This window comes from Sphingomonas faeni (assembly GCF_040407505.1).
Taxonomy (GTDB): Bacteria; Pseudomonadota; Alphaproteobacteria; order Sphingomonadales; family Sphingomonadaceae; genus Sphingomonas; species Sphingomonas faeni_E.
This window is the reverse complement of record NZ_JAPZPQ010000009.1, coordinates 68,815-94,132: the sequence shown is the minus strand read 5'-3', so window position 1 is coordinate 94,132 and position 25,318 is coordinate 68,815. Positions and strand designations below refer to the sequence as shown.

General features: G+C 63.4%; 32 protein-coding genes. 11 read left to right on the top strand and 21 right to left on the bottom strand.

Annotated features, from left to right (window positions below; all coding sequences use genetic code 11):
- Positions 1 to 172: 172 nt before the first annotated feature.
- The 4 genes from O6X71_RS19410 to O6X71_RS19395 all read right to left on the bottom strand — a co-directional run bounded on the left by O6X71_RS19410 (position 173) and on the right by O6X71_RS19395 (position 2,233).
- A complete protein-coding gene (locus O6X71_RS19410; RefSeq protein ID WP_353467314.1) occupies positions 173 to 352 on the bottom strand; it encodes a hypothetical protein in 180 nt (59 codons plus the stop codon).
- Between the two features lie 81 nt (positions 353 to 433).
- The gene (locus O6X71_RS19405) at positions 434 to 775 is read right to left on the bottom strand and encodes a hypothetical protein (protein WP_353467313.1); all 342 of its coding nucleotides are present in this window, start codon (positions 773 to 775) and stop codon (positions 434 to 436) included.
- A 181-nt stretch (positions 776 to 956) separates the two neighbouring features.
- Complete coding sequence (locus O6X71_RS19400) at positions 957 to 1,541, bottom strand: hypothetical protein (protein ID WP_353467311.1); 585 nt, start codon at positions 1,539 to 1,541, stop codon at positions 957 to 959.
- A gap of 455 nt (positions 1,542 to 1,996) precedes the next feature.
- Positions 1,997 to 2,233 (bottom strand): hypothetical protein, encoded by a 237-nt coding sequence (locus O6X71_RS19395; protein ID WP_353467310.1) that lies wholly within the window; start codon positions 2,231 to 2,233, stop codon positions 1,997 to 1,999.
- 135 nt (positions 2,234 to 2,368) lie between these two features.
- On the opposite strand from O6X71_RS19395, the gene O6X71_RS19390 reads away from it, so the two are divergent.
- Genes O6X71_RS19390 through O6X71_RS19380 form a run of 3 tightly spaced genes read left to right on the top strand, consistent with a single transcriptional unit; the run spans position 2,369 to position 4,320 of the window.
- Positions 2,369 to 2,572 (top strand): hypothetical protein, encoded by a 204-nt coding sequence (locus tag O6X71_RS19390; RefSeq protein ID WP_333929496.1) that lies wholly within the window; start codon positions 2,369 to 2,371, stop codon positions 2,570 to 2,572.
- A 3-nt stretch (positions 2,573 to 2,575) separates the two neighbouring features.
- Complete coding sequence (locus O6X71_RS19385) at positions 2,576 to 3,052, top strand: LexA family protein (RefSeq protein WP_353467308.1); 477 nt, start codon at positions 2,576 to 2,578, stop codon at positions 3,050 to 3,052.
- Complete coding sequence (locus tag O6X71_RS19380; protein ID WP_353467307.1) at positions 3,049 to 4,320, top strand: Y-family DNA polymerase; 1,272 nt, start codon at positions 3,049 to 3,051, stop codon at positions 4,318 to 4,320. Before O6X71_RS19385 ends, O6X71_RS19380 begins: the two co-directional genes overlap by 4 nt.
- 47 nt (positions 4,321 to 4,367) lie before the next feature.
- On the opposite strand, the gene O6X71_RS19375 is transcribed toward O6X71_RS19380, so the two are convergent.
- From O6X71_RS19375 to O6X71_RS19360, 4 genes are all read right to left on the bottom strand, one after another.
- Entirely contained in the window at positions 4,368 to 5,309 is a 942-nt protein-coding gene (locus O6X71_RS19375) for a hypothetical protein (RefSeq protein ID WP_353467306.1), read from the bottom strand.
- A gap of 1,066 nt (positions 5,310 to 6,375) precedes the next feature.
- Positions 6,376 to 6,816: a hypothetical protein gene (locus O6X71_RS19370; protein WP_353467305.1), complete on the bottom strand. Its 441-nt coding sequence runs from the start codon at positions 6,814 to 6,816 to the stop codon at positions 6,376 to 6,378.
- A 123-nt stretch (positions 6,817 to 6,939) separates the two neighbouring features.
- Positions 6,940 to 7,080 carry a hypothetical protein gene (locus tag O6X71_RS19365; protein ID WP_156348902.1) on the bottom strand — a complete coding sequence of 47 codons (141 nt, stop codon included), beginning with the start codon at positions 7,078 to 7,080 and terminating at the stop codon, positions 6,940 to 6,942.
- Positions 7,081 to 7,300: 220 nt separating this feature from the next.
- Entirely contained in the window at positions 7,301 to 8,038 is a 738-nt protein-coding gene (locus O6X71_RS19360; protein WP_082441517.1) for a Crp/Fnr family transcriptional regulator, read from the bottom strand.
- 1,125 nt (positions 8,039 to 9,163) lie between these two features.
- Here O6X71_RS19360 and O6X71_RS19350 point away from each other — a divergent pair.
- Positions 9,164 to 9,352 (top strand): hypothetical protein, encoded by a 189-nt coding sequence (locus tag O6X71_RS19350; protein WP_132897256.1) that lies wholly within the window; start codon positions 9,164 to 9,166, stop codon positions 9,350 to 9,352.
- A 40-nt stretch (positions 9,353 to 9,392) separates the two neighbouring features.
- Here O6X71_RS19350 and O6X71_RS19345 read toward each other — a convergent pair whose 3' ends face one another.
- A complete protein-coding gene (locus O6X71_RS19345; protein WP_353467304.1) occupies positions 9,393 to 9,827 on the bottom strand; it encodes a hypothetical protein in 435 nt (144 codons plus the stop codon).
- A gap of 317 nt (positions 9,828 to 10,144) precedes the next feature.
- Between O6X71_RS19345 and O6X71_RS19340 the strand changes: the two genes are divergently transcribed.
- Complete coding sequence (locus O6X71_RS19340; protein WP_353467303.1) at positions 10,145 to 10,660, top strand: SH3 domain-containing protein; 516 nt, start codon at positions 10,145 to 10,147, stop codon at positions 10,658 to 10,660.
- Between the two features lie 582 nt (positions 10,661 to 11,242).
- On the opposite strand, the gene O6X71_RS19335 is transcribed toward O6X71_RS19340, so the two are convergent.
- Entirely contained in the window at positions 11,243 to 11,701 is a 459-nt protein-coding gene (locus O6X71_RS19335; RefSeq protein ID WP_353467301.1) for a (deoxy)nucleoside triphosphate pyrophosphohydrolase, read from the bottom strand.
- An 85-nt stretch (positions 11,702 to 11,786) separates the two neighbouring features.
- Between O6X71_RS19335 and O6X71_RS19330 the strand changes: the two genes are divergently transcribed.
- Both O6X71_RS19330 and O6X71_RS19325 read left to right on the top strand, forming a co-directional pair.
- Positions 11,787 to 11,936, top strand: coding sequence for a Flp family type IVb pilin (locus tag O6X71_RS19330; RefSeq protein WP_353467300.1), 150 nt, complete (start codon positions 11,787 to 11,789; stop codon positions 11,934 to 11,936).
- Between the two features lie 126 nt (positions 11,937 to 12,062).
- Positions 12,063 to 12,236, top strand: coding sequence for a Flp family type IVb pilin (locus O6X71_RS19325; protein WP_353467299.1), 174 nt, complete (start codon positions 12,063 to 12,065; stop codon positions 12,234 to 12,236).
- A 120-nt stretch (positions 12,237 to 12,356) separates the two neighbouring features.
- Here O6X71_RS19325 and O6X71_RS19320 read toward each other — a convergent pair whose 3' ends face one another.
- The 4 genes from O6X71_RS19320 to O6X71_RS19305 are packed head-to-tail and all read right to left on the bottom strand — an operon-like array spanning position 12,357 to position 16,185.
- On the bottom strand, positions 12,357 to 13,304 hold the full coding sequence (locus O6X71_RS19320; protein WP_353467298.1) for an acetyl-CoA carboxylase carboxyltransferase subunit alpha: 948 nt from the start codon (positions 13,302 to 13,304) through the stop codon (positions 12,357 to 12,359).
- Positions 13,305 to 13,335: 31 nt separating this feature from the next.
- Positions 13,336 to 14,190, bottom strand: a complete 855-nt coding sequence (locus O6X71_RS19315; RefSeq protein WP_435368514.1) for a tyrosine-type recombinase/integrase — start codon at positions 14,188 to 14,190, stop codon at positions 13,336 to 13,338.
- Between the two features lie 41 nt (positions 14,191 to 14,231).
- Complete coding sequence (locus tag O6X71_RS19310; protein ID WP_353467296.1) at positions 14,232 to 16,067, bottom strand: hypothetical protein; 1,836 nt, start codon at positions 16,065 to 16,067, stop codon at positions 14,232 to 14,234.
- The gene (locus O6X71_RS19305) at positions 16,051 to 16,185 is read right to left on the bottom strand and encodes a hypothetical protein (protein ID WP_258191373.1); all 135 of its coding nucleotides are present in this window, start codon (positions 16,183 to 16,185) and stop codon (positions 16,051 to 16,053) included. Before O6X71_RS19305 ends, O6X71_RS19310 begins: the two co-directional genes overlap by 17 nt.
- 102 nt (positions 16,186 to 16,287) lie before the next feature.
- Here O6X71_RS19305 and O6X71_RS19300 point away from each other — a divergent pair, with 102 nt between their 5' ends.
- Genes O6X71_RS19300 through O6X71_RS19290 form a run of 3 tightly spaced genes read left to right on the top strand, consistent with a single transcriptional unit; the run spans position 16,288 to position 18,088 of the window.
- Positions 16,288 to 16,851: a shikimate kinase gene (locus tag O6X71_RS19300; protein ID WP_353467295.1), complete on the top strand. Its 564-nt coding sequence runs from the start codon at positions 16,288 to 16,290 to the stop codon at positions 16,849 to 16,851.
- The gene (gene aroB / locus O6X71_RS19295; RefSeq protein ID WP_353467294.1) at positions 16,848 to 17,948 is read left to right on the top strand and encodes a 3-dehydroquinate synthase; all 1,101 of its coding nucleotides are present in this window, start codon (positions 16,848 to 16,850) and stop codon (positions 17,946 to 17,948) included. Before O6X71_RS19300 ends, aroB begins: the two co-directional genes overlap by 4 nt.
- Positions 17,948 to 18,088, top strand: coding sequence for a DUF2256 domain-containing protein (locus O6X71_RS19290; RefSeq protein WP_082444318.1), 141 nt, complete (start codon positions 17,948 to 17,950; stop codon positions 18,086 to 18,088). Before aroB ends, O6X71_RS19290 begins: the two co-directional genes overlap by 1 nt.
- 88 nt (positions 18,089 to 18,176) lie before the next feature.
- Here the strand turns inward: O6X71_RS19290 and O6X71_RS19285 are convergent, their stop codons facing one another.
- The 7 genes from O6X71_RS19285 to radA all read right to left on the bottom strand — a co-directional run bounded on the left by O6X71_RS19285 (position 18,177) and on the right by radA (position 24,010).
- Positions 18,177 to 18,503 (bottom strand): DUF423 domain-containing protein, encoded by a 327-nt coding sequence (locus O6X71_RS19285; RefSeq protein ID WP_353467293.1) that lies wholly within the window; start codon positions 18,501 to 18,503, stop codon positions 18,177 to 18,179.
- The gene (locus O6X71_RS19280; protein WP_353467292.1) at positions 18,500 to 20,263 is read right to left on the bottom strand and encodes a cation:proton antiporter domain-containing protein; all 1,764 of its coding nucleotides are present in this window, start codon (positions 20,261 to 20,263) and stop codon (positions 18,500 to 18,502) included. The genes O6X71_RS19285 and O6X71_RS19280 overlap by 4 nt, the downstream gene beginning before the upstream one ends.
- Positions 20,263 to 20,706 carry an iron-sulfur cluster assembly scaffold protein gene (locus O6X71_RS19275; RefSeq protein ID WP_353467291.1) on the bottom strand — a complete coding sequence of 148 codons (444 nt, stop codon included), beginning with the start codon at positions 20,704 to 20,706 and terminating at the stop codon, positions 20,263 to 20,265. The genes O6X71_RS19280 and O6X71_RS19275 overlap by 1 nt, the downstream gene beginning before the upstream one ends.
- Positions 20,703 to 21,269: a CvpA family protein gene (locus tag O6X71_RS19270; RefSeq protein ID WP_353467290.1), complete on the bottom strand. Its 567-nt coding sequence runs from the start codon at positions 21,267 to 21,269 to the stop codon at positions 20,703 to 20,705. Before O6X71_RS19270 ends, O6X71_RS19275 begins: the two co-directional genes overlap by 4 nt.
- 67 nt (positions 21,270 to 21,336) lie before the next feature.
- Positions 21,337 to 21,888, bottom strand: a complete 552-nt coding sequence (locus O6X71_RS19265) for a YkgJ family cysteine cluster protein (protein ID WP_353467350.1) — start codon at positions 21,886 to 21,888, stop codon at positions 21,337 to 21,339.
- Between the two features lie 48 nt (positions 21,889 to 21,936).
- Complete coding sequence (locus O6X71_RS19260) at positions 21,937 to 22,269, bottom strand: hypothetical protein (protein ID WP_435368513.1); 333 nt, start codon at positions 22,267 to 22,269, stop codon at positions 21,937 to 21,939.
- A 370-nt stretch (positions 22,270 to 22,639) separates the two neighbouring features.
- Positions 22,640 to 24,010 (bottom strand): DNA repair protein RadA, encoded by a 1,371-nt coding sequence (gene radA, locus O6X71_RS19255; protein ID WP_353467288.1) that lies wholly within the window; start codon positions 24,008 to 24,010, stop codon positions 22,640 to 22,642.
- A 103-nt stretch (positions 24,011 to 24,113) separates the two neighbouring features.
- Between radA and O6X71_RS19250 the strand changes: the two genes are divergently transcribed.
- The gene (locus O6X71_RS19250) at positions 24,114 to 25,265 is read left to right on the top strand and encodes a glycosyltransferase family 4 protein (RefSeq protein WP_353467287.1); all 1,152 of its coding nucleotides are present in this window, start codon (positions 24,114 to 24,116) and stop codon (positions 25,263 to 25,265) included.
- The last annotated feature ends 53 nt before the right edge of the window (positions 25,266 to 25,318 follow it).

Here is a 25,318-nt window from a genome sequence, read left to right as displayed (position 1 = left end):
GTGTTTAAGAAGGCACTATGGGTTATCTCCCTAGCACCACCTGAACGCCTCCAGCCGTTCCGCCCTAGCCGTGAGGCGACGCCGCGCCTTGAAGGCGGGCACGACTCCGTGCCTCCCCTGGATCAGGCAGGCGCTGTGATCCGTCATTTGACCAGCTAGAATTGGCGAGACGTCATTCCTCAGGCCCGCTCTGCGATGTATCGAGGTCTTTACCGGGACTTGCGGACGTTCGATCGCCGCCTTCCGCAGTCGTGTTCTTGGTACCTGCGTCGGGCTCGGTCGGTACGTCACTAGTGTTGAGTTCCGGCCCCTCGGGCGTGCCGTAGGAATTGCTGGGATCTACGTCTGGCATACTGCTCTCCTGTTGGTTCGACGGGTCAACGCGCTGACTGCTCAGTCGCCTCGTGCAATCAGCTTTCTCCCCTTCAGCTTATCATTCCTCGGGGCCGCTCCGCGACGTGTCGAGATCGATGTCTTCACCAGCGTTGCCACCGCCAGCGCGCGATCCGCTGCCGTGAACCTCGCCGGTTTTGTTATCGATGTAGGCCCGCTTGCCGGCTTCCGGCGGGATGTCGCGACCATCGGCGGCTTCATCTGCGCCGGCGTTGTGAGCACCGTCACGATTCTGCAGGTGGCGTTCCGCTGCGTGGTCCGAGCTGTCGTATTCGTCGCCGGAGTAGCCTTTACCCTTGCCGAAGCCATCCGCGGCTTGATCCGCATCGCCGGACTTGATGCTGACGTTGTCGACGGGCTCCGGTGTGTTGCGCTCAGTCATCAAAATCTCCTTTGGTCCGGCACGTCCAACGCACAAGCTGACTTGCCGGGCGCGGATCCGCTAGCCGGCCAACAACCACTCCCTTGGTTCCGCGGGGTCGCCGCTGAAGTATTGAACGTCTCGGCGATATGGGGGCGTCGCGCGACGCCGATAGCAGACCACCCCGTCGCGTTTGGAGAGCCTATCGTTCGGTTCTCGATTTACGCCACTGGCGAAGTGCGGTGTCATACACTCGACGTTCGTCCTCGACGGCGGTTTCAGCTTTTCCAACGTCATCGGACTTTCGTTTTTCCAGATCCCGCCGCTCTCGCGCTAGTTTCGCCTCCTGATCCGCCAAAGCCTTCATCCTTCCGGCGTAATCGGACTTCACCGTTTCTAACTTTGCCTCCGCCGCCTCGAGCTTTTCGCTACTGGGCTTTGGCTTGGGTGCCGGCTTTGGTGGCGCGGGTTGTTTCAATTTGGTCGGCTGTTTGGAAAGTTTAGGGCGGTCCGAGTTATCTTCCTGCGGTGTCCGCGGCTCTGGGTCCGGCAGCGCCTTGATCTGTTCGGCGGTCGTGCCCCGGGAATGCTTCACGACGACACCCGGTGAGGCCAAGGGCTCCGCGGTAAAGGCGGGATCCGTTACGAGCTCTGCTATGCCCCGCGCGAACAGGTCTCGGTCGCTGCCCCAAGCCTCTAATGCCGCCTTCTGGCTCGGCGCCGCGACATAGGCGTCATTGAAGCCTGCAACCGTCCTATAAACTTTCAGCTTTTGCGCACGGGCCATGACGATCGATACCGCGCTGTTCCGACGAGGGGAAGTTAGCGGCACTCCCCCATGCGATACTGCCGCCAGTACCGATCCCATCGGACCGCCGCGCCTGACGCAATCGCCGCACAGGACAGTGAGCGGCCGTCCGGAAGCGTGCACCGAGCGACAACACGAGCGTAGCTTTTGCCAGTCGGTTCGCATCGCAGGGTCTGGCGCATCACCAGACGCTCGACGATCTGTTGGCTGCGCTTCGCGGCGGCGTCATCGCACCGGTAGTTTACCCGGCGCGGGTCTGCCGCCCGGCACGGCGAAGCACTTTCGAAGTCCGGCGCCTGCACCCCTGCGATCCGAACCTTGATACCGCTCGAGCACCATAGCGGACCGTCACCGTCATGAACGCGGGTTACCGTGCATGAGAACGTCGTCGCGGGGGCCGCTGCGGCAAGGGCCAGAATGAAGACCGGCACCGTCTAGACCGCCAGCCAATCGCTCTCGGCATCGTCAATCGCGGCGAAAGCGTCGCCATCGGCCTGTTGCTTGCGCAGATGGGCCCGAACTGCTTCCGGGTCACCGTTCTTCGGGAACGTGCGATCGGCACGCGCAGCGTCAGCTATCCCGTCAACCCAGTCACCGCGGTCCCTTTGGGCAAGCAGCCACTTGCCAAACGCGGGCTTCGGCTCCTGCTGGTCGTCGTCGTAATCGGTCATTCTTGCGTCCCTCGAATCGTTGAGCCGCCCATCGCATCGGATTGATGTTCTTGCAATGTTCTTGCGAATCAGCAGGGATCGCGCCTAGCTAGGGACACGCCACGACCGGCGACTCGATACTGACGGAGCAACGAAATGCAGCACGATCTGCGGCTGAGAGCGGCTGCCCGCGTGATATACGACAACGTCTATCCGCCTGTTGATGCGGTGCAATTCAGCTTCGACGAGGCCGAACGGTTCGGAACCGTGGAGTACCGGCAAGCCGTCGGCGCTGCCCAGGACGCACGGTCGGTTTTGGCTGCGCAGCACGACCAGCTCCTCTTTGCCGCGATCCTATAGCTCATGCGCTCGACCAACTCAGGCCGCCCGGTCGTCGTTGCGCTAAACCGTCGTGACGATGCGCTACGGCTTCACGACGTCCCGTTCGAACTGGTGCCGTGTGAGGTGCCTTTCTTCCTGGTCCACACGCCGGCAGGGTTCCCGTCGCCTGCGCAGGACGACATGCAGGAGCCGATCGACTTGAGCGCGTGGCTGATCGAGCACCCAGCCGCCAGCTATGTCATGCGCGTCGAGGGGCGGTCGATGGCGGGAGCCGGGATTATCGACGGTGATCTGCTCGTTGTGAACCGGGCCAAGGCGCCAAGGACGGGTGCCATCGTAGTCGCACTGGTGCACGGCGAGCGGACCTTGAAGCGTCTGCGCTATGTCGACGGCCGCCACTGGCTCGTCCCTGAGGCCGAAGGGTTCGCGGACATTCTGGTCGACGAGCATGTCGAGATCTGGGGCACGGTCGTCGGCGTCGCGCGCAAGATGGCATGAGCACGCCGATCGCCCTGATCGACTGCAACAACTACTATGTCTCCTGCGAGCGTGCCTTCGATGCCAGCTTGGTCGGAGTCCCGGTCATTGTACTGTCGAACAACGACGGGTGTGCCATTGCACGATCGGCGGAAGCCAAGGCGCTCGGGATTAAGATGGGCGATCCGATCCACCACCTGCGCGACAAGGTGCGGCAACACGGCATTCAGGTCCGATCGTCGAACTATGCGCTCTATGGTGACATGCAGCGCCGCGTGATCGCAGCCTGCGAGTCCTTCGCCCGCGACTTCGAGATATACTCCATCGACGAGACGTTCTTGGATCTGGCAGGGTTCGAGGGGCGTGATCTTGTGGCGCACGCGAACGCGATGCGCGCCCAGGTACAGCTATGGACGACGATCCCCACCTGCGTTGGCATCGCGGAGACCAAGACGCTAGCGAAGCTGGCGAACGCTGCGGCCAAGAAAGACCCAAAGTTCGCCGGCGTGGCGGATCTCCGTGACGACGACGTGCGACGTGATGTGATGCACGCCTTTGCGGTTGGTGACGTGTGGGGCGTTGGCGGCGCCACTGCGCGCAAGCTAACCGACCTGGGGATCCATACCGCTGGAGCGCTGCGTGAGATGCCCATGAAGCAGGCGCGTGCTGTGGGAACCGTCGTGCTCGAGCGGCTTGTCGCCGAGCTGCGCGGCGTCCCCTCCAACGCGGTCGAGGCTGTCGAACCCCGGCGTAAGGGCATGGCCGTCACCCGCTCGTTCGGGACGCCGATCTGCGACTTTGAGCGGATGATGGGAGCGCTGTCGCAATACGCGCTGCGAGCTGGCGAGAAACTGCGATCGCACGGGCTCGTCGCGGCCCGGCTGACCGCGTTCTTCCATACGAACAAGCACAAGCCCGACCGGCCTCAGTACGGCGCATCGCGCATGGTGACGCTGCATCCGATGACGAATGACAGCCTCGAACTGATCGCGGCTGCCAGGCGCGGCGCCGAGAAGGCGTGGCGCGACGGATACGCCTACACGAAAGCCGGCATCATGCTCGACGATCTGCTTCCCGAGGAGGAACGCTCCCGTACGCTGTTCGAAGCCGACACGGCGAAGCGGGACCGGTTGATGGGCGCACTCGACTCGATCAACGGCAAGTTCGGCACGTGGACGGCGGTGACGGCATCGCAGGGGTTCAAGCGCGAATGGAAGATGCGGTCGGAGATGCGGTCACCGGCATGGACGACGGACATTGCCCAGGTGCCGAGGGTTCGGGCCTCATAGCCTACGCCGCTACCATTGAACGTAGGAATGTGGGCAGTGGGCAACCATCAGCCCGCCGGCTCTTCAGCACCGACCGTGGCAGAGTGGAGGCGAAAGCCGAAGCCGTTTTCTTTTGTCCAGACCATAGTGACAGGCGCTTTGGTGCTGCGGTTGTCGGCATACCGAAAAATCATTCCCTCGATCCTCACTCGATCGGCCGCTTCCCCTACTATTTGTAAGGGATGGATGGACGCGTTTTCCAGTCGGCTCGACCAAAGTTTAGCGGCTGCTTCCGAACCTTCGGCGATTGTTCCTGCCCAATTCAGCTGGGCCCGGTCGAAAAATAGCTGACGAATTGCGTATTCCGTACGATCACCGCGGGTGGTGGCAAACCAATCACTCCCATAGGCGTTGCGCGCGAGAGCGGCGGCGGCGCGGTCGCCTTTCAGCAACGTGCAGCCGGCGAGCAGACTGACGTTATTACGGTATTGTTCGGCATGGAGCAGCGCGCACGCTGGCAATGCCGCCACCGCTTCACGCGCAACCTCGAACGCAAGCGGCACTGCCAGCCCCACATCGCAGGAGGACTGGGCGGCTGTGCGGACCGCGGCGGGGCGGCCGGGCCTAGCAGGGTCAACCACTTCCACGGACACCGACCAAGGATGGAGGCAAATCGACGGGACGTCCGGGCCCGACGCGGGTGCGAGCTTGCGGTCGAAAAGCGCCGCCGCGGCCCGCACCCGCTCCCAGGTGTCGAGTGGCACGACCGTCACCAGCGCGCCGCCGCTGGCGGTGCGTACCTCTACCCGTGGTTCCTCGCCGCGAGGCCGCATGAAAGCGACGGATCCCGCCTGGTTGCCGTAGCCATCGACGAAGAACGCGCGAACAACTTCGCCACCGCTACTTGCGACGCTCTGTGCCGTAGGCAGGTGGTAGAGCTCCGGTCCCGGTGTGCTTGTTGCACTGGCGGCGAGAAGAGGCGCGAGGACATTGGCGAAGGCTTGGATCATTTGCAGATTCCCCTGACCATTAGGTCCTTAGCACGGAAACTTGTTCTGCCAGATCGGCGCACACAAACCCTGCCATGCTTGCTCCTCAAGAAAAGTGAGGAAGTAGACCTGAAAAGCAGGCGAGGACAGCAACCAAGTGCACTGTCGTCAACGGAAGGAAGTACGAATTTCCCCGCACCGCTACGGCCCGGCCAGCCACTGCCCCGTATAAGGGAAACTGGAGCACCCCCACAGCCATTCCAATAAGACCGATCGATCCCTCAAGCCTCGTGAGCAGCATTGAAAAAGGGAACAGCACGCGTGCCGCGATGTAGGTGCCGTGCCCGGCGCCACCTGAGACAATCGCTGCAAAAATCGCGGGAATTGCGATGATTGCCCCTATTCCCGCCCCTAACCACGCCCCAGCCTTGAACCGCGGCGTCGTTGAGGTGGAATGATGCATCGGCGGTACATGCCTTGCCGCGCCGATGTCTGCAAATAAACAACTTTGGAATGGCCGGTATGGGCAGGAAAGCGGACGAACGTTGGCCTCGGGCTAGCGCGACAAAATCGCGATTGCTGGCGCGAGTAAAGCGTAAACCGCAACGATTACCCTCGTACTGTTCGCGTATCCCCTACGAGCTAGAAACCAGCCGAACAAGAGCGGGATGGTTAAAAGCCCAAGCATCAGGGGACCACTTACATGGCGGTCTACAGGGCCAACTTGATGAACCCCATTTGGTGTTGTCGGATCAGGCACGCCACCTTCTAAGCGTTAAGCTCCGACGTCCGCAATGGAGAGGGAAGCGGACATTGCTGTGGAGCCAACAACGGGCCATCATCCCCGCATGAAAGAATATCAATGTTGGTTTTGCGGGGTAGGCATCGACCGGACTGCCGATGCCCACGCCGTGATGATTGTGGTCGAGAACCTCTGGCGCTGGGACGCGGGATCAAAGAGCGACGATGACCCGTGGCAGGCAGTCTATGCCCACTCGGCCTGTGCGAGGACACGCCTTAAAGGCTCGACTATGGAACTAGAACCCGATCTTCTCGGAGACGACAGCTAAACGACCCGGATTGGTGGTTAGCCGACGTTCCGTCCCAGCAGCACTGCTTCGGCTCGCTGCCGATCCATCAATGCCTTTAGTTCGACGGCGAAGTTCGCCGTGTTGGAATAATTTGTTCGGAACACTGCCTGACATTGCCGTCGCGTATCGTGATGATACGCTATGCGAACGATCACATCAAGGTCGCCGGTTTTGTTCGCGGGCAAAATCGAAATGCCGATGATGACTTCATAATTAGAGCCGTCGCCGTTGCACTGCCCCCATTCCTCGACGAATGGGTTCGCGGGCGAAAACGGATAGGCATCCAGCTTCGGAGCCATCTCTTTGACGTTTTGCCATTGCACCCAGAACCCACCACGACCGGTGAACGTATCCGTCTGGACTGATACCGCTAGCCAACCGAAGTCGTCGTCGGGATCAGAACTAAACTCGTAACGCAATGTCAGTTCCGCGGTCATGATGCCCTTCTACGCGACGCGAGCCATGTCCGCTATTGGGCGAAAGCGGAATGGCCGGAATGGGAAGGAAAGCGGACCGTCCTCTTATCGTGAGGCAGGCGGCGATAACGGACATTAAACCGCTTAACGCCGAACCTTGGGCGTTAGGGTATCTAGTGCCTGAACAATGTAGAGGGCGAGAACACCACGCCCTTCCATTTTGTCGGCTATGACCAGCGCTTCCAGCAGGAGCGCTTTCAATTTTTCCTGTTGGTCGAACGTCATCCCCGGCCTCCTATCTAGTATTCCGACATGTACCGTGAGCACCGGAAATAACCTAGATTAAGAAAGCGAGATGACCCTACCAATATAGGATTAATCTGGATCAAGTCGGTTGACTATGGCGCCGTCTTCGATGGGTCCAGGGACCGGCCGAACGCAGTTAACACATTACTGGCGTTTTTTCGTCGAACGTCGGCCATCATGGTATCCACCACATGGCAAATTAATGAGGCAAATCATCGACCAAAAGAAACCTTTCCGAGAATTGACCAGCTTGCCTAAAGCCGTCGAGATCAATTATTTCGTATTTTCGGTTGGCGTGATTGATTAAGCCACTTTCGACTAGCGACCTGATAGACCTATTAACGTGGACAGGTGTGATTCCGACGCTATCCCCCATCTGCTCCTGCGACATAGGTAAGGAAAAACGCAACCCATCACTTAAGCCCCGTAACCTAGTCCTGGCGGCAAATTCGTTCAAAAAATGAGCTACACGAGTCCGTGCGGAACGCCCACCAATATTCAACAACCACTCCCGCAGTTGTCGCGACTCCGCAATTGTTCTTAGATCCAAAGCCAACCGAATGGATGGGTGTGAATCTATTAATTCTTCAAACTCGGATCTTTGAACGTAGATGATGCTCGATTTTTCTGCACAAACCACATTGTAGTCCAAACTATTCACAAATCTGCTTTCCGGATTAATCATGTCTCCGGGAATTATCAGCGATACAATTTGTCGATAACCGTCCAATGTTTGCTTTTGACGAAATAGATAGCCCGATATTACAAACACATAGTCGGAAGATGACAAGCCTTCCCTGAATACGTAGCTTCCCGACTCAAACGTTTTTGTTCGAGCTTTCAGACGGCCTAAAGCTTCGCTGTCAAAAACTTGTATCCGCGAATACGCCGATAGGCTTTTCGCAATCAGACCATGAGGGTCAATTTCCGAGATCAAAACAGGGTTCCCGTAACATTGGCGGGAGCATTGCGTCTCTCAGTTGCCAAGGGCCGCGATCGGTCAGCAATTTGTGATTTATACCATAGGTTGCCGAACATAACTTGATTTAAGTTAGTTTGCACGACGACTTTCATGGGACAGTGAAAGTTGGGGCAGCAGGTTGGGGCATATTGGGCAACTCCAAACCGAGAAAGATGTGCTGAACGAGTGGCTTTTATAGGGAGCTTGGATCGCATGCCCGGGTGTCCGGATATGGGCGAATCCGGTCATCAGGCCAGCGCATCCCAACCTGTCATGCCGAGTTGATACTTCGCGTCGGAAACACTGGCCCCCGCACTGACATTCGGTCGGAAGTATATGGCCGCTGCAACGCTAGCACGTCATCATAGCTGCCGGTCAGCCACTCGACCGACCGAGCACTGATCGCCGACGACATCATCGACTTCTTCGCGCTGTCGATAGCGTCGGTGATCCAGAACGATACGAACCTGACCACCCCGCAGTTGCAGCGCAAAGGCGTCGAGGCGGCAGGCAAGCACATCGCGCACTGGTCCGCCTATTGAAGCTGGATCACGAACAGCGTGGCGCGTTGCTGCTGGCGATGACGATGGGTGCGGTTGCCTAGGATGAGACGCGGCAATAGTTGACCTACGCCACTTTCATCATGTGTGTGATGTCAACAGCGTCTTGGCATTTGGTCAGGTTTCTTGCCCCGAAGGATCCTCGACTTCCTCTTCGGTCTTCGTTTCAAGGGTCGATGCGTACGACTGACAGCCCTCGACGAATGACTGGCTATCTCCACCGCATTCTGACGGATCGGTCACACCATGCTCCTTGGCCCACTCGAAACCGGCGTCGTGCCCTTCGCACCCCTCCGTGCAGTCCGCTGAACCCGAAACTTCTTGATCGGTCTGATCAGCTAGTTGCTCGGAAGCACGCTCCGACGCTGCGTCGTAATCGTGCGCCTCAGCGGGCTGGGACGCCGAGCTGCTGCTGGATCCACAAGCTGGGAGCATTAGGATGCCTATTGCTACCAGAGTTTGCCTGAACGTTGCCGCCATTGACCGCTATCCTATCTCACGACAGTTTCACTTGCCCGGTCCTCGGGCAGGAGAATGCCAGATGCGTAAACTGCTGTTCGCTGCCGCCTCGCTGTCCTTGCTCGTCGGTGCGCCCTCGATGGCCGCGCCGTGCAAGGACGCCAAGGGGCGCTTCACCAAATGTCCGAAGGCGCCGGCCAAGACGGTTCGGTGCAAAAGTGCGAATGGCAAATTCGCGAAGTGTGGCACGGCCGGCGCCAAGCCAGTCTGAGGCGAAACGAGCGCGGGTGTGATTGCCCGCGCTCGCTCCGTTAGTTTTTCGCCGGTGCGGTGACCACCATCGGTGCACCCGCAGGAACGACAGCAACCGAGACGTCCTCGTCGATGAATGCGGTTACCGGTGAACCGAGAGGGATGTCAGCACTCGTCCCGGTCATGAAGAAACCCGCGACCGGGATCAGGACCGCGGCACCGACTACGCCGGCTGTTCCAGTCTTTCCTTTATCATCGATCGACCCGCTCATACGAATCTGGCGACCATTCGCACGCACGTACAGGACGCGGCCATTGATGCGGCCGGACTTGCCCCACATGCCCTTATTCCTGACTTCGGTGATCTCACCCGTCGCGGGGCTGCCTGCAGGGATCACGACGTTGCCGTCGATAGTGACAGCCTCCGCGGTCTCCATCTGGAAGCGTTGCCCAACCTTGAGCTTCTTACCCTTCGTGGTCAGCCCTTCGGCCATCTTCAGCGGGACTGAGGTTCCAGCACGAAGCGTTCCCGACGTGGTAGCCGCGGTCGCGATTGGACCGGTCTGCGCCTGAACCGCAGGCACAGCGATAGTAAGCGCGCACGCGAGCGCGCCAATTGTAAATTTCATAAGATAACCCCTCCTGATTCGGCCTCCCCAGGCCAATGTTCAAAGCGTGTCGTGCAAGTCATTCGCGGTCAACGACAAATACATATTCAAAATGGATGCAACAGGCATTGCCGATTGACATCGGACGCGCGCACCCCGCTTACGCAATCCAAGCGGATGCTTGATAAAAATAGGGGCGGTGGATGCGCGGTATTATGAGATGCTTGGTGATCGTCGCCGGCCTAATTTCCGGAACCGCGAGCGCGACGACTGTGACGAGCAACGTCAACTGCCGGAACCAGCCCAAAGCCACTGCGCGAATCGTCGCACGAATCCCTGCCGGTACCGACGTGTCCGTAGAACGGCGCCAGAATGATTGGTCGTTGATCCGCCATGCGCCGCGAAGCTGCTGGGTAGCATCGCGTTATCTCGGTGAGCAGAGCACCGCGGACGCCAACCGCGCGAGCCTGCGTCAAACTCGCGCTGTGAGCCGTAGCGCCTACACGAACAGGGAGCGCATCAGCCGGCCCAGCCGCCGCTCCTCGTTCTGGTCCAGCACGCCACACCGTTCGACCCGGCGACAGAGCCGCGCTCGTAGTGCACCCAGCTACAACTATGGCGGCGGATCTTGCCCTTGCTCCGGTCGCAACATTTGCGTCGGCCCGCGCGGTGGACGGTATTGCATCACCAGCGGCGGTAACAAGCGGTACGGGGTTTAGAGGAGTCGGCTGGGCTAGAGTATGCGCACAACGCGTGGCGTAATTCCTGTGTAATCGTGCCCGGAATTACACGGGGGTTCCGGGAATGTCCCAAGCCGGAACAGGAGATGAAAATAGCGCCCATTCAATGACTTGGGAACCCCTCGGAATGTTTAGGAATTCCAAGTATCAAGACTGCAAATCCTCGCACCCGGGTTCGATTCCCGGTCGGGCCTCCAGTGAATGCTTAAGCGCTAAGCAGATGCGTGAGCGCCAGCAGATGCATACGCTCCTTGCTAGCGCCGCGAACTGCCCATCTTTCAATGGAAACGGCTCGCTCGAGAAAAGGGAATAACGCGTGCGAGCCGCAGTCCGGTGGCCGGATACGGTCTTGGGACGTAGCCAGCGCTGAATCAATGCGCTCGCAAGCGTCCGGGATCAAGAGATTTTTGAACAGGGAGTATGCCGACCCGCCTTGGTGACGAGCCAAAGGTTGATGACGTGCCGACATACCCGCGGATCAACCAACGAACTGACGTAACGGGCGCACATTACCATGCGCCTCGAGCAGCATAGGCTCGACAATGCTGCCCAGTGTGCCGATCAGATCAGCGCGTCCAGCAGCCCGATCAATGGGCGATCCGCGGGCGGCATCGGCAAAGCGTGCATATCCGCAGGCCGGACCCATCGTAGCGCAGTCGCCTCGATCGCACGGGGCACACCACCCCATTTCCGCGTGATGTAAAGCAACATCAGCAGATGCCGGTCGCCAAGCGGCGCACTGGCGAATGCCGCCGGTGCCAAGCAGGCATGAGGCACCGCGATTGCCAGTTCCTCCTCAAGCTCGCGTATCAAAGCCCCCTCGGGGGTTTCACCGGGCTCGATCTTACCACCTGGAAACTCCCATAAGCCGGCAAGCGATTTGCCCTCCGGACGCTGCTGGAGGAGCACCCTTCCCTCGATATCGACGAGCGCCGCCGCGACGACGGGCAGGAGGTGCGAGGTGGCAGCGACCACGGTGTGCACAGGCGAACTCGCCGCTTTCGCCAGATCGTTGGTCATTCCTTAATTTCCCCAAAAGTAGAGACTGCTCATGGATCCCATATGCTTCGCGACGACCGTCGTCATTCGAACGATCGCGCGCGCGATGCGTAACAAAAGAGGAGCGAGCGCGGTCGAATACGGGATGATCCTTGCCTTCGTCGTGATCGCGATGATCGCAGGCCTGACGGCTTTCGGGCGCGCGACGACGAGTCTGTGGAGCAGCATCGATACCAAGATTACGGCCGCTCGGTGATCCTCAAAAGAATTGGCCGCTACCTTAAACCTTTCTCAACCAACCACTTGTATCCCTTGGGTCGCTGATCCGGCCCGTCCGGTGCAGCCGGGTGACACTGAAGCAATCGAAATGATGGAGACCGGAATGACGACGATCCGCAAGTTTTTCAAGAACAGCAAGGGTGCGACCGCAATCGAGTACGGCCTGATCGCCGCGCTGATCGCCGTCGCCGCGATTGCTGCGATGCAGGGGCTTGGTGCCAGCCTCAACAAGACGTTCACCAACGTCTCGACCAAGCTCAACTCTTCGTCCAAGTAACAGCCGACGCGGAGGGACGCGCCGCTCGCGGACCGTCCCTCCACCGGACATTGATATGAATAAGGCGGCGGAACCTCGGTTCTGCCGCCTTATTCATATCCGCGGATTAGCGGAACGTGGTCAGAGACGTCCCATCTTCAGGAACTTGGCCTGACGATCCTTACGCAGATCGGCGGGTGCTAGCGTCGACAGATCGTTCAAGGCGGACGACAGCGCATCAGCAAGCGACTCGATCGCAGCCGCGCGGTCGCGGTGCGCCCCGCCAAGCGGTTCCGGCACGATGTCGTCGATCACGCCGAACGACTTCAGGTCCTGCGCGGTAATGCGCATCGCTTCGGCGGCCTCAGGGGCTTTGTCAGCAGTGCGCCAGAGGATCGACGCGCAGCCTTCGGGGCTGATCACCGAATAGATCGCGTGTTCGAACATCAGCACGCGGTTACCCGCGGCGAGCGCGACCGCGCCGCCCGAGCCGCCTTCGCCGACGATCGCCGAGACGATCGGCACGCCGGCATTGAGGCAGGCTTCGGTCGAGCGGGCGATCGCCTCGGCTTGCCCGCGCTCCTCGGCCTGGATGCCGGGGAACGCGCCGGAAGTGTCGACCAGCGTAACGATCGGCAGGCCGAATCGGTTGGCGAGTTCGATCAGGCGGATCGCTTTCCGATAGCCCTCGGGCTTGCCCATGCCGAAATTGTGGCGGAGACGGCTGGCGGTGTCGTCGCCCTTTTCATGGCCGAGCACCATGATTTTCCGCCCGCGGAACGTCGCGAAGCCACCGATGATCGCCTGGTCGTCGCCGAAGGCGCGGTCGCCAGCGAGCGGGACGAATTCGTCGAACAATGCGGCGACGTAATCCTTGAAGTGCGGACGCTCGGGATGGCGGGCAACCTGTGTCTTCTGCCACGGGGTCAGGCGCGCGAACGTGTCCTTCAACAGCTTGTCGGACTTCGCCTGCAAACGGGCGATGTCGGTGGCTAGGTCGACGCTGCCTTCGGCGGCGGTGTCGCGGAGTTCGTCGATCCGGCCCTGGAGTTCGGCGATCGGTTTCTCGAAGTCGAGGAAGCTTGGCATCAGCGGCGGTTACGGCGCGGGATCGCTCGCGTCAACGCGGCGGCATATCCGCCAGAGGGTGACGCGTGTTGACGAGCTCGACGAGGCGGCTCGAATCGACGTGCGTGTAGATCTCGGTGGTGGCAATATCGGCGTGGCCGAGCATCGATTGCAGCGCGCGCAGGTCCGCACCGCCGGCGAGCAGATGGGTGGCGAAGGCGTGGCGCAGCACATGCGGGCTGACGCGGTCGGGGGGGATGCCTGCCTCGACGGCGATCGCCTTCACGAGTTGATACAGGCGGATGCGCGAGAGATGGCCCTTGCCCGAGGGGAACAGCCAGAGTCGGTCGGTCGCGACATGGATGCGCCAGATCGCGACGGCAGCTCGTGCTCGGTCGGAGATGGGGACGAGCCGCTCGCGCCCGCCCTTGCCGCGCAGGATCAGGAACGGTCGATCGGGATGGACGGCGTTACGCGGCAGGCTGACGAGCTCGGTCGCGCGCAGGCCGGACCCGTAGAGAAGCTCGAACAGAGCTGAGAGACGGAGATCGTTGGGGTCGAGCGGATCGCGTGCGGCGCGTTCGGCGATCGCCGCGAAGAGCCGGTCGACATCGGCGTGGCTGAGAATCTTCGGCAAGGTGCGTGCTGTGCCCGGCCGCGGGAGCGCCTTGCCGGGATCGTCGGCTCGGTGGCCTTCGTCGGCAAGGAACGCGAAGAAGCGGCGGAGCGAGGCGGACTTTCGGCCGACGGTCGAGCGGGACAAGGCCGACCACCCACTCGCGAGCTTGGCCAACGCATCCGCGTCCGCGTCGACCAGTCCACCTTCCAGCGCTTGCGAGGCAAGCGTCAGATCGCTCCGGTAGGCGGCGACGGTGTTGGCCGCAGCACCGACCTCCGCGGTCATCATTTCCAGGAACCGATCGATCAGCGCACGATCGCTGGCGTTGCTCACGCGCGCGCGATCGCCTCGGCCGCGATCATCCGCGCCTCGCCGTCGAGACCGACGCCGCGCAGGGCGCCGACGATGCGGTACAGCGCCTCCGGAGGGATGTCCTTCCAGCTCGCCGCCTGCATGCCGACGGCTGCGAGCAGGACGACCGTCCCGGCTTGACCGTCACGGGCGGCACGATCGAGCGCACGGGTCCACGCATTGTCCGCGCCGATCCGAACGCCGAGCGACTGTGCCGCGCGCTCGATATCGCCCTGGTTGAGGCGACCGAGGCCTGCCAACCCTGCGAACAACATGCGCTGCTTCAACGCCGAATCGCCTTCGCCACCGGTGTAGGACGCAAGGTCGGAATAGCTGAGGCGGCGATAGGCGTCGGGATCGCTGAGCATTATCATCGCCCAGGCGTCGCTGCCGGCGGGTACCGAGCCCAGCCAGCGCGCTGCGGTGCGGTCGAGCCCGGCGGACAGCATCGAAGCGACCAGCAAATCGGCGTCGGCCTTGGCGAGATTGGGGTTCAACCGGGAAGCCGCCCTCGCGGTCAGCACGAGCCGCGCATAGCTCGGACGCGCGTTTGCCCCGCCCCACAACTGACGCAGCGCGTTGAGACGCGAGTCCGGGTTGCGGTCGGCATAGGCCGTCTGGAGATCATTGGCGGTCGCGGTCGCACCACTCTGCGTATCGTCGTCGGTCGCTGCCGCAGCGTAGAGATCGACGAGCGCGGCGCTGGACAGCACCCCCTGCCCCGCAGCAGCCTCCGCCGGGGCCAGCCGATCGCCAAGCGCAACGGAGGGCGACAGCGCCTGCCAGTATTTCACCTGCGGACCCGCCGTGCCGTACAGCTCGTCGGGCACGGTGACGCCGGTCGCCATCGCGAGCCCGAACCGCCACGCGGTCAACCGGTCGACGCCGTCCCATTCGATCGTCACGGCCTGACGCCCCTGCGCGCCGGCACCGACAACCTTCTGTGCGAGCAACAGGTCGACGCCGCTCGCGACGTTGCGACGCTTTGCGGTCGCGATCAGCGGGGTCGCCTGTGCGGGATTGCCCGACAGGCCGGCACACATCGCCTGCGCCATCGTCCAGCCGCGCGCCGGGGCATAGCGCATCGCGCCCGTGACCAGCGGACACAGGCCCGCCGGATCGCCGGTCGCCAGCGCGGTGTTCATCGCGACCTGATAAAGCTTCGGCGTGTAATTACCGGTGTCGACGTTTTGCGCGACCGCCCGCGCCGCGACCGATTCGCCCATGCGCAGCAACAGCCACGCGCGCTCGGCAGCGAAGTCCGCGCCGTTCGTGCGGCTGGGCGTATCGACATGCGATACCAGCGCACGCCGCAACAGGATCGACATCCAGCGTGACGGCAGCGGCGCACTTAGGCGGCGCATCAGCGTTTCGACATATTGGCCGTCTGCTTCACCGAAGGCATCGGTATCGAGACCGCCTTCGCTAGCCGCGACCGGACCAACCGTCGCAAGCGAGCGCCGCGCGGACGCCGGCATCTCGTACTGCGCGAGCACGGCCGGATCGACCGGCACAGGTGTCGCGACAGGGGGCACTAGCGGCGCGTCGCCCGGCGTCGTGAGCGGCAAAGGCTGGATCATCGCGCCCGGTTGCGCGGGTGCCGGAGCCGGAGCGCTTGGCTGCGTCGGACCAGCCGGACGGGTCGGCTGCGTACCGGCAGGCGGCGCCGGTCGTGGTGCAGGAGCGGGCGTCGGTTCGCCGAACCCCGGCGGCAGGATCGATTCAGGCCGATCCTGCCCGATCGCCGGTGCCAGCGCGACCAAGGCTCCGACGGCAACCGCCGCCGCTAAGGATGCCTTAAGAGAGGTTCGCAAGCGTCACGGCCTTTTCGACGTGGCTCTGCGGACGCTCGGTCGCGCGCCCTGCCAGCAGGAACAGGCCGCCGACCACGACCACAAGAACGACGACGACCGAGACGATGAAACGGGACATACGACGTAACCTTGTAGTGAACGGGGCAATGGACGATCGGCGAAATATCGCGCGCCAAGAGCTTTTGCCCTCGCGCGGAGCCGCTGTATAGCGCGGGCTACGATGTTGCAAAGCCACAACCCTTCCGGCGGCCCCTCGGGCGGTCGCCGCCCTGCCCCGATCGATCGCCCGATCGTGCTTGTCGGGCTGATGGGCGTCGGCAAGACCACCGTCGGCCGCCGTCTCGCGCTGCGCATGAACCTGCCGTTCGTCGATGCCGACCATGAGATCGAGGCCGCGTCGGGCATGACGGTCGCGGAGATCTTCGCCAAATACGGCGAGGACTATTTCCGCGATGGCGAACGCCGTGTGATCGCGCGGCTGATCGACGGCACGCCGAAGGTCATCGCGACCGGCGGCGGCGCGTTCATCAACGACGACACGCGCGCGCTGATCCTGCGCGATGCGGTGTCGGTGTGGCTCAGCGCGCATCCCGACATCCTGGTCGAGCGCGTCGGCCGGCGCGACACCCGCCCGCTGCTCCGCAACCGCGACGCGGGCAAAGTGCTCGCCGAACTGGCGCGTGTCCGCAACCCGATCTACGCGCAGGCGCACATCCATATTGTCAGCAACAAGACGCCGCACGAAGCGACCGTCGCCGCTATCCTGAGGGCGCTTGGCCGATGAAGACCGTTACCGTCGAACTGGGTGCGCGGACCTATCCGATCCATATCGAAGCAGGGCTTCTTGCCCGAGCCGGCGAGTTCCTCGCGCCGCTCGCGAAGGGCCGGCGCGTGGCGATCGTCACCGACGAGAATTTGTCGGTCCACTTAGCGACATTACAGGCTTCGCTGACTGCGGCGGGGATCGCGTCGGAGGCGATCGTGCTTCCGCCGGGCGAGGGCAGCAAGAGCTGGGCGACGCTGGAGATGCTGTGCGACCGGCTGCTCGAACTCGGCGTCGAGCGCGGCGATCACGTCATTGCGCTAGGTGGCGGCGTGATGGGGGATCTGGTCGGGTTCGCCTGCTCGATCCTGAAGCGCGGGTGCAACTTTGTGCAGATCCCGACGAGCCTGCTCGCGCAGGTCGACAGCTCGGTCGGCGGCAAGACCGCGATCAACACGAAGGCCGGCAAGAATTTGATCGGCGCATTCCATCAGCCCGTGATGGTGCTGATCGATCCGCAGGTGCTCGACACACTGCCGATCCGCGAACTCCGCGCAGGCTATGCCGAGGTCGTCAAATACGGGCTGATCGACGACTTCGCGTTCTTCGAATGGTGCGAGGCGAATGGCGCCGCGTTGCTGGCGGGCGACATCGGCCTGCGCGAATACGCGATCGCGCATAGCGTCTCGGCGAAGGCACGGATCGTTGCGGCGGACGAGCATGAGACGAACGGCATCCGGGCGTTGCTCAATCTCGGGCATACGTTCGGCCATGCGCTGGAGGCGGAGACCGGGTTCTCGCAGGCGCTGATCCATGGCGAGGGAGTCGCGGCAGGCTGTTCGCTGGCGTTTGGGTTCTCGGCATCGCGAGGGATTTGCTCGGGACAGGATGCCGAGCGCGTTGCGGCGCATTGGCGCGATGTAGGGCTTCCGGATGGTCTCGCGGCCGCGAAGATCGGCGCGAGCGGTGCGCGGCTGGTCGATCACATGCGCCACGACAAGAAGATGGCGGCCGGCACGCTCCCCTTTCTACTCGCGAGCGGGATCGGCCAGACGTATCTCGACAAGACGGTCGACCTCGCCGACGTCGAGACCTTCCTCGACGCGCAGCCCCGCTGATGCCGAACGGTGTCGCCAAGCAGAACCTGCCGACCAAGGTCTGTCCGGCGTGCGAGCGGCCGTTCACGTGGCGCAAGAAATGGGCGCGCGACTGGGACAGCGTGATCTACTGCTCCGATGCGTGCCGGAAGAAGCGTTAGCGCCCGAGAACCAGAAACAAGTTTGTTCACCCGCGAAGGCGGGTGCCCAGACTGGGTCCCCGCCTTCGCGGGGAAACAAGCTTGTTAGTTATCCCCGGGCGCTCCAAGCCAGCCACAACCAGCCGCCGATCAACAGCGCGCCACCGATCGGCGTGATCGCGCCGAACCAGCGCGGCGCGCCCAGGGCCATCGCATAGAGCGTCAACGCGAAGATCGCCGCGCCAACCACGAACAACCAAGCCGGCCCCCGCGCCTCCATCCTGATCGCGACCAGCGCCGCGACGACATGGACAAGCTGATACTGCGCGCCGGTCTTCAACCACTCCGCCGCCAATACGCTCGCGCCATGCGCGCCGAAAGCGCCCGCAGCCACCGCGATCGCGCCTGACAGCGCTGCCAAGATAGCGATAATCATTGCGTATCATTCCCCCAGGGAAAGCGTTTGGCGGTCTCGGCACGCGCCGCGCGCATGTCGCCGGAATCGATCTGCAACTGCAACCGCTCCTTGTCCCGCGCCCGGTATTGCTCCTCCGCGCGGTCGATATCGGCCGGTGCGATCTCCAGCCCGCGCATGACCAGGCGCGCCATCTTCACCGCGGACTCCATCACTTCGCGCACCACCGCGGTCGCCGACGTGTTCTTCAACTTCACCAGCGCGCGGCGATCGAACGCGCGGACGTAGATCGCAGCGTCCGGGAATGCCTCATGCACACCCTCGATCGTGTCAGGATCGAGCTGATCGCCGTCCATGCAGAAGCAGATGATCTCCGCCTCGGCCGCGCCTGCCTGCCGCAACAGGTCGAGCCGCGTGCCGTCGCCGTAATAGACCTTCGCGCCGAACTCGCCGGCGATGTCGATCATCTCGATATCGGTGTCGATCAGCGTCACCGGGATATCTTGCGCAAGCAGCATCTGGCCGACCGTCTGGCCGAACCGCCCATAGCCGACGATGATCGCGTTCGCGCCGTCGACCTTCGGGCCGTCGCGCTCCTGCCCCTCGGCGATCGGCTCGGTCCGGAAACGCCGCGTGATCCCCATCAGGAACGGCGTCGTCGCCATCGACAGCGTGATGATCGCGCCGAACAGGCTGGCCGCCCGCGGTTCGATCAGCAGCCCCGCCTGCGCCTGCGCGAACAGCACGAAGCCGAACTCGCCGCCCTGGCTGAGCAACAGCCCGAGCGCGAACGCCTGCCGCCACGTCATCTTGAACGCCATGCCGATCAGCATGATGACGCTGGTCTTGGTCGCGATCAGCGCCGCCGCCATCGCCATCACGAAGAAAGGCCGCTCGGCGATCGCGTTGAGGTCCAGCACCATGCCGACCGCGAGGAAGAACAACCCGAGCAGGATCGAGCGGAACGGCTCGACGTCCGCTTCGAGCTCATGCCGATACGGACTGTCCGCCAGCATCACGCCAGCGATGAACGCGCCGAGCGCTGTCGACAACCCCAGCCATTCCATGATCGCCGCGCTGGCGATGACGGTGAAGAGGCCGGCGAACACGAACATCTCGCGCTCGCCAAGATTGCCGATCAGGCGGAAGAACGGGCGCAACAGGAAGCGCCCTGCGACGACAAGGCCGACGACCGCGAGCACGGTGTAGATCGCGAGCAGCCACCCGGGAGGTGCGTTGGCGTCGGCGGGATTGCGGCTCATCGCGGCGACGATCGTGATCAGGGGGACGATCGAGAGGTCCTGGAACAGCAGGATCGAGAACGCGCGCTCCCCGAACGGCGTCCGCATCCGCCCCGACGAGCGAAGCATCGGCAGCACCTGCGCGGTCGACGACAGCGCGAGCGGCAGGCCAAGCGCGAGCGCGGCGGGAAGCGAGAACTTCGCCCCGACCCAGACGATCGCCGTGATTGCCAAGCCGCAGATCGCGACCTGAAGGAGCCCCAATCCGAAGATCTCCTCCTTCATCTTCCACAGCCGTGACGGGTTCAGTTCGAGCCCGACGATGAACAGCAGCAGCGTGATGCCGAGTTCGGCGAACCCGAGCTTCGATTCCGCATCGCCGACCAAGCCAAGCACATGCGGCCCGACGACGGCACCCGCGACCAGATACCCCAGCGTCGCACCAAGCCCGAGCCGGCGGAACAGCAGCACGAACATCAGCCCGAACCCGAGCAATACGACGCCATCGCGGAGCAGCGACGGGGCCGTACCCTCCGCCATCAGACCTTCGCCTTTGCAGCGGTATCGGCAGCCTCGGCCGCTGCTTCCGACGCCGCTTCGAACGCGAGCCGGATCGAGGGGTGCCGCGCGGTGTAGTCGAGCGCGGGGGTGAAGATGTCCATCCCGGGCCAATCGGGCGCATCACCCTCGCGCGCAAGCCACGCCGTCAGCGCGTCGCGCGCGGCGGCGAGTTCGGCGGGGGTGCGGCCGAGAATATTCGACGCGAGAAGAGACGACGATGCCTGGCCTAGGGCACAGGCGCGGACCAGCAGGCCGACCTCGCTGACCTTGCCCTCGTCGTCGACCGCAACGTCGATCGTCACGCGGCTGCCGCAGATCGGCGAGCGTTTCTCCGCGGTCGCCATCGGCTCGGGCAGGCGTTCGTGATGCGGGATCGTCGCGGCAAGGCGCAGGATCTCGGCATTGTAGAGGGGCGCGCTCATGATTTCGGCTCGCTTGCGTTATCGGATCTGGAAGGCGGCGTGGTTGCGCCGAAAACGGGTTTGCCGCGGCGGCGGCGGTCGACGAAATCGGCGATCCCCGCGCTGGTCGCGTTGAGCAGCGGATAGGTCCGCGACGTCGTCATCCAGCCAGGCCGGCGCGACGGGCCGCCGCTCATCGTGTCGATGACGAGCGTCGCGAGCAGGAAGACGAGGCTGGCGAGGATCAGCCCCTTCAGTGCGCCGAATCCGAAGCCGAGCGCGCGGTCGACCGGGCCGAGGATCGACGTCCGCGTCCGCGCCCCGATCGCGTTGGCGACCAGTCGACCGCCGATATAGGTGACCCCGGTGATGATCGCGAAGGCGAGGACCGCGGCACCACCGACGGTCCCGACCATCGGCGACAGCGCGGCGGCGAGCGGGATGTGGAACAGCTTCAACATCGCCACCATCGCCACCCAGGCGAACATCGACAGCACTTCGGTGACGAACCCGCGCACGAGCCCCAGCACCGCGGACCCGGCGACGGCGATCAGGACGACGATGTCTAGGGCGGTGAGGTTCATGGTCTCTGGAATAGGGACGCGCGGCGCGAACCGCTAGTGCGCGCGGCGACCGACGCGCTCTAGTGGTTCAACCGAACATACCGTAGCGCTCGCGCCACGCGGCTACTTCGTCCTGCAGCTGCGCGGGTGCAGCCTCGCCCGATAGGACGAAGCGAGCGACGTCGGTGTCTGGATGCATCAGCATTTTCCTCGATCCGTCGCTGAACCAGACCGGGACCAGCTGGTCGCAGACGCTGTCGAGCACGATGGCGGCCATGCCGTTCGCGATCGCGTCGCTGCCGGCGAGCACGCGGACGTTGATCGAGACGCCTTCGAGGCAGTTCTGTGGTTCCTTGACGAAATTCAGCGAGACGAGAAGCCCGGACCTGTCGGGCCGCGCCTCGTCGGGCAAGCTCGCAACCCGTCGCCACGCGCAGAACCAGGTGCGACAGATGCGCGGGCGAACCGCATGAATCCCGCACCCCTTATCGGAGAGGTGGATGCACGGCGTGCCCGCGGGCTTGGCGAACTCGGGGGTGTCCACGGTCAGTTCGGTGCAGCACGCAGTACAATCGCCGCACTCTCGATCGGGCAGGATCGGCCCCAGCAGCGCGGTCTCCACGTCGGTATGGGGCTGCATCCGCCTGCGCGGGTCCGTCGGGGTCGGGGTTTCACGCCGATCCACGGTTCAATTTCCTTCGGAATCCACCGTAAAGACCACCGGCTTGCCCCGCGACATCGGCTCCCATCCCGCGGCCAACGCCGCCCGTACGCCGCGCGCGATCGTCGCGTCGTCAATCTGAAGCCGCCCGCGCGGCAAGCCCTTCAACAGGCGTTTCGGCGCGGGGAATTCGAGCAGGGCTTCACGTTTGGCGTCGTCCTGCAACAACGAGATCGTCATGCCCTTCCAGCCTTCGGCATCCGTGTGTTGCGGTTCGCGCTGGAGGTGCCAGTCGTATCGGGTGCCGTCGACCTCGACGGTACCGGTATTGCTTTTCGTGTTCGCCATGCGGGCGGCCATAGCATGGCTGTCGCGAGAGGCCATGCGTTCGCCGCTTGGCCGAACCTGCCCGCCGCGACGACGTCGTGTGCAGCTCGATCGACCGATGACCGACAACGACCCTCACTACACCACCCCGGCGGAGGCCGGGGCCCAATTGGAGAGGTCGTGGTAACGAAGCGCAGCGGTCGCCGGTAGCGTTTCCAAATTGGGCCCCGACCTCCGCCGGAGTGGTGACTAGCCGGGACGTTAATAACGAACCGGAGCTATCCCCGTCGTAAACGTACTTCTGACCCAACACCGTCACTAACGCTGCCTTGTTCTCCCGCGAAGGCGGGAGTCCAGTCTGGTCCCCGCCTTCGCGGGGAAATAAACTGCCTTCCTTGGCCGCCTACCCCCGCCCCATCATGTGATCGACGAACGACGCCAACGTTTTAAACCCCGACAGCTTCATCCCGCCTTTCTCCCCCGTCATCGACGCCGGCACCAGCGCGCGTTCGAAGCCAAGCTTGCTCGCTTCCTTCAAGCGCAGCGGGCCATGTGCGACCGGGCGGATCTCTCCCGACAGCGCAACCTCGCCAAACGCCACCGCGTCGACAGGGACCGGACGCTCCGACATCGCCGAGATCAGCGCCGCCGCCACCGCCAGATCCGCCGCAGGATCCTGCACCCGGTAACCGCCAGCGATGTTGAGATACACTTCCGCGTTGGAGAAACTCAGCCCGCACCGCGCCTCCAGCACCGCCAGGATCATCGCAAGACGACCCGAATCCCAGCCGACCACCGCACGTCTCGGCGTTGCGCCAGACGCCAGCCGGACCGTCAGCGCCTGGATCTCGACCAGCACCGGACGCGTCCCCTCCAGCGCCGGAAACACCGTCGCCCCCGTCATCGCGTCATCGCGGTGCGTGAGAAACAGGGAAGACGGATTACCGACCTCCGCCAACCCCTCAGTCTGCATCGAGAACACGCCGATCTCATCGGTCCCGCCGAAGCGGTTCTTGATCGCACGGAGGATGCGGTACTGGTGGCTGCGCTCGCCTTCGAAGCTCAGTACCGTGTCGACCATGTGCTCCAGCACGCGCGGCCCGGCGATCGAGCCGTCCTTCGTCACGTGTCCGACTAGAACGACAGCCGTACCGCGCTCCTTGGCAAACCGGATCAGCTCCTGCGCCGACGCACGGACCTGGCTGACGGTTCCGGGCGCGCCCTCGATCAGGTCGGAGTGCATCGTCTGGATTGAATCGATCACCAGCATCGCGGGCGGCTTGGTCTGCAACGTCGTCAGGATGTCGCGCGTCGAGGTCGCCGCCGCCAACTGCACCGGCGCATTGCCCAAGCCCAGCCGCCGCGCGCGCAGGCGGACCTGATCCGCCGCCTCTTCGCCAGACACGTATGCGACCGACTGGCCGGCGTGCGCCATCTTCGCCGCTGCCTGTAACAGCAGCGTCGACTTGCCAATGCCGGGGTCACCGCCGATCAGCGTCGCCGAACCCTCGACGAACCCACCGCCCAGCGCCCGATCGAGTTCGGCGATACCGGTCGCCATCCGGTCGGGCAGCTTAATCTCCGCATCGAGCCCGACAAGCTGGATCGCGCGGCCGCCGGTCTGAAGATTATGCTTCGAATGGAACGGCGTAGCGGCGGTGTTCGCCTCTTCGACCAGCGTGTTCCACTCGCTGCAATCGCTGCATTGCCCCGCCCAGCGGTGCGATACCGATCCGCAGGCCTGACATACGTAACGCTTCTGGGGTTTCGCCATACCGCCGATGTACGAGAACGATACGGGAACATCAATGGGTGGCGGCCGGCCTATGTTGCGGATTTAGTGGCGCTTGGCGGCGCACGGCGTTATCCGCGCGACGATGCACGCCACCGACCTGCGCATCGCCCTGTTCAGCGGCAACTATAATTACGTACGCGATGGCGCAAACCAGGCGCTGAACCTGCTCGTCGGCCATCTGCTGGCGAAGGGCGTGACGGTGCGTGTCTATTCGCCGACCAACGCCAGGCCGGCCTTCCCGCCGACCGGCGATCTGGTCGCGGTGCCGTCGCTGCCGCTGCCGGCCGGGCGTGGTGAATACAAGATGGCGCGCGGGCTGCCTGCTGCGATCCGCCGCGACCTGGATGCGTTCGCGCCGAACATCGTCCATGTGTCGGCGCCCGATTTCCTGGGGCATCGCGCAATCAGCTATGGCCGGCGCAACGGCATCGCCACGGTCGCCTCGCTGCACACGCGGTTCGAGACGTATTTCCGCTATTACAAGATGGCGTTCTTCGAGCCGATCATGGTGAAGATCCTCAAGCGCTTCTACAACCGCGTGGACGAGGTGCTGGTGCCGGGGCGCGGCATGGCGGAGATCGTCCGCGACTGGGGCGTGACGACGCCGACCGCGATCTGGTCGCGCGGCGTGAACCACGACCGCTTCACACCGACGCGTCGCGATCTCGATTGGCGGCGCGCGCGCGGGATTGCCGACGGCGAGGTCGCGGTCGGGTTTCTCGGGCGGCTGGTGAAGGAGAAGGGGCTCGACGTCTTCGCCGACGTGATCCGCGAACTGGAACAGCGCGGCGTGCCGCACAAGGTGCTGGTGATCGGCGAAGGTCCGGCGCGCGAGTGGTTTGCGAGCCGCGTCCCGGGCGCGGTGTTCGCGGGGTTCCAGTCGGGCGACGATCTGGGACGCGCGGTCGCGTCGATGGACGTGTTCTTCAATCCAAGCGTGACCGAGACATTCGGCAACGTGACGCTGGAGGCCATGGCGGCCGGCGTGCCGGTCGTCGCCGCGCGAGCATCGGGCGCGGTCGGGCTGGTGGACGACGGCGTGACCGGATTCCTGGTGCCGCCGACGGATATCGGCGGGTATGCGGATGCGATCGGGCGGATCGTGTCGGAGCCGGGCCTGCGCGAGACCATGGGGTGGGCCGGGCATGACAAGGCTGCCGGGTATCTGTGGGATACGATCAACCAGACCGTGCTGGATACGTATCTCGAGGTGATGGCGCGGCGGGGAAGCTAGCTCCGCCCAGGCTCCGTCATCCTGGGCTCGACCCAGGATCCAGAGTTATTGAC